Source organism: Paraburkholderia sp. GAS448 (genome assembly GCF_050435685.1).
In the GTDB taxonomy this organism is placed as follows: domain Bacteria; phylum Pseudomonadota; class Gammaproteobacteria; order Burkholderiales; family Burkholderiaceae; genus Paraburkholderia.
Genome location: NZ_JBNDKT010000117.1, coordinates 1 through 3,034, shown reverse-complemented (window position 1 = coordinate 3,034; position 3,034 = coordinate 1). Strand labels below are relative to the sequence as shown.

Annotated in this window: 3 protein-coding genes and 1 pseudogene; 2 read left to right on the top strand and 2 right to left on the bottom strand. The window is 60.4% G+C overall.

From position 1 onward, the window contains the following. The first annotated feature begins 7 nt into the window (after positions 1–7). Both P3T23_RS47380 and P3T23_RS47375 read left to right on the top strand, forming a co-directional pair. Positions 8–690 (top strand): IS6 family transposase gene (locus tag P3T23_RS47380; RefSeq protein WP_429322906.1). Its coding sequence is split into 2 segments (ribosomal slippage): positions 8–349 and positions 352–690, totalling 681 coding nucleotides; the frame shifts between segments, so codons are not numbered across the junction. 216 nt (positions 691–906) lie between these two features. After that, positions 907–1,200 (top strand): annotated as a pseudogene (locus tag P3T23_RS47375) (IS110 family transposase); the annotation flags it as partial. Positions 1,201–1,285: 85 nt separating this feature from the next. On the opposite strand, the gene istB reads toward P3T23_RS47375, so the two are convergent. Next, positions 1,286–2,074 (bottom strand): IS21-like element helper ATPase IstB, encoded by a 789-nt coding sequence (gene istB / locus P3T23_RS47370; RefSeq protein ID WP_408321108.1) that lies wholly within the window; start codon positions 2,072–2,074, stop codon positions 1,286–1,288. Between the two features lie 5 nt (positions 2,075–2,079). Then, the coding region (locus tag P3T23_RS47365) for a Mu transposase domain-containing protein (protein ID WP_429322905.1) at positions 2,080–3,034 on the bottom strand (955 nt) is incomplete at its 5' end.

The window sequence follows — 3,034 nt, the reverse complement described above, 5'->3', positions numbered from 1 at the left end:
GAATCCGATCGTGGCCCGCGTGCTCAAACGCCTGCATTACCCGCTTGATGTGATCCTGACTTGCGTGCGTTGGTATGTGGCCTATCCGCTCAGCCTGCGAAACCTGGAAGAAATGATGGCGGAGCGAGGCGTCTCAGTGGATCATTCAACCGTGCATCGTTGGGCCCTCAAGCTGCTGCCGGTGCTGGAAAAAGCGTTTCGCAGCCACAAACGCCCCGTCGGCAAGAGTTGGCGCGTCGACGAGACCTACATTAAGGTCAATGGCCAATGGAAATATCTGTATCGCGCCGTCGACAAGGCCGGCAACACCATCGACTTCCTGCTGCGGGCCCATCGGGATAAGACAGCGGCGCGCGGCGGTATTTCGAAAAATCAATCGCCCAGAATGGCGAACCCGAGACGGTGACGATCGACAAAAGCGGCGCCAATCTGGCTGCGCTGGAAGCCATCAGCGCCGAGCGCGAAACGCCCATCAAGATCCGGCAGACGAAGTACTTGAACAATATCATCGAACAAGACCACCGCGCGATCAAGCGGCGTACCCGCCCCATGCTCGGGTTCAAGAATTTCCGGTGCGCACGCATCCTACTCGGTGGCATCGAGGTGGCTCACATGATCGCCAAGGGGCAGATGAAAGACAACGGCGCCCGACAAACTGTTGCCGAGCAGTTCTATTCGTTGGCGGCATAAGTAGTCGGCCCTGAACAATTCGTCTTGCGTTCCGTCGGCGTCACACGATCACGTCGGGGGCAATGCTGAGGTTGAGCAAAGCAGCAAGAACGAAGACACAAAGAAGCCGCAGCTTCCTCAGGGTCATCCGAATTAGTAAGGACTTTCCCGATCTCGTGGCATAGCGATATGCCAGGATGGTTGGTGCTAGGCAACCCATCTGAGAAGGGGAAAGTCATGGACAAGATTACTCGTATCGGCGTGGATCTGGCCAAGAACCTGATCCAAGTACACGGCGTGGACAGCATGGAACGCGTGGTGGTCACGAAAGCCATCTCGCGGCAGAAGTTTCTCGAATGGTTTGCCAACCTCGCGCCGTGCCTGGTCGCAATGGAAGCGTGCAGCGCAGCCCACTACTGGGCGCGCAAACTGCGCGCGCTCGGCCACGAAGTCCGCCTGATCGCGCCGCAGTTCGCCGCGCCGTATCGCAAGGGTGGCAAGCACGTGAAGAACGACAAGCTGGATGCCGAGTGTCACGGATCGGCGTAAAGGCGCCGGGGATGATCGCCGTAATGGCGCCAGTTGGAAGTGGTGTCAAACGCGGATTCGAACGGCCTCAAGAATGCGGTTTTTTACTGGATTTTGCAACGGCGGTTTCGCCGTTTTCAGGCATCGGTTTAGGCTTGCGGAAGCTCTCGCCCTCGATGACGATGCGGTAGGCACCGTGACGTAGCCGGTCGAGTGTCGCGGCGCCGAGAACCCGGTTGTCGGGGAAGGCGTCACCCCATTCGCTGAGATCGAGATTGGATGTCAGGATGGTAGCTGCCCGCTCATACCTGGCCGCCACCAGGTCGTGGAAGTCTTCGTCGTGTGGCGCCCGCAGGGGTTTGAGCGCGAAGTCGTCAACGATCAGCAGTGGCACACGCACGAACTGCTGGAACTTGCGTTCGTAGAGGCCCGTGGCGCGGGCCGCATGCAGCTTCTTGATCAGATCGGTTTGCGTGACGAACAGCACGTCCCGCCCCTGACGCGCAGCGCAGTGGCCCAGCGCCTGGGCGATGTGGGACTTGCCGACGCCTGTTTGACCGACCATCAGGATTGCCACCTTCTCGTCGATGTAACGACCGGTGGCGAGATCGTGGATGTGTGCGCGGTTGAGCTTCGGCAGCCGGTCGAAGTTGAAGGTTTCCAGTGTCTTGCCTAGCCCGAAGCCGGCGCGCACGAGACGCGCGCCGAGTTTCTTCTGGTCTCGCCGCGCGACTTCATCATGCAGGAGCATGGCGAGGAATTCCGTGTAGGCGAGCTGTCCGTCGATCGCCTGACGGTTGCGCTGCTCGAGCGAGTCGAGTACGCCGGACAGGCGCAGTTGCTTGAGGATCGTATTCAGTTCGGGACTGGGATTCATGATGTTCAATGCAGGAGAAGGGAGTGGAGGTCACGACCGAAGCGGCCGCCGTTCAGATAGGTGTCAGCAGGCGCCGTTGACGTTTGCGCCGCTGCGGGCTGGCTGTCCAGTCCCTTGTCGAGGATGGTCTTGACGGTGCGGTACTTCGGGCTCGCGAACGCGAGCGCACGCTCGCACGCGGCGTTTAGTCGTTGATCGCCGAACTTCTCGCGCATTCGGACGATGCCCTGCGCGCCACGCAGGTTCACCAGTACCGTGTCGTTGAACATCGCGAGAACCAGCGCGTGACAGGACGGCCCGATCTCCTTCGCGCGAGCCAGGCACCACTGCGGATCGTGTTCGAGCCACGCCTGTGCCGCCGGCGGCTGGTGGTCCCGCACCGTGTGGCGATCGCCGGCTTTGCGCAGCCGCGGATGCGTTGCAACGAGTTCGTGCTGGTGGAACAGTTGTACGACCGTATCGGTGGACTTGAGCCACAAGCTCTTGCCAACCAGCGTGAACGGCACGGAGTACAGCGCCTTCCTGTAGACGACGTGTCCGTCCGTATGCACCTTGACTTCGCTCCATACAGCCAGCACCGGCGCAACGTCAGGCAGCGTCGTGAGCAGCGGCTTCTCGATGGCAAAGCGCGCCAGCGGCTGCTCGCGTGTCGTGCCATGTTCGCGCGTGCTGGCCTGCTGCATGATCCATTCGCGCAGCTGCCGGTTGGCATCGGTCAGGTCGCGGAACGTGCGCAGCGGCACAAAGGATTTCTTGACATACTTGACGCCCGACTCAACGATTCCCTTCTTCTGCGGGTCGTGCGGTGGACATGCGTCGATCCGGAAGCCGTATCCCTCAGCGAGCGCGGCGTACGAACGCTGGATGAATATTCCACGCCAAAGTGAACAGGGATTCCACGGCAAAAAGAACACGAATTCCACGGCAAAGTGAACGCCGATTCCACGGCAAAAAGAACAG

Excerpts from the sequence above, each read along its gene's own strand:
- istB (WP_408321108.1), bottom strand. The coding sequence starts at position 2,074 with ATGAATCCCAGTCCCGAACTGAATACGATCCTCAAGCAACTGCGCCTG.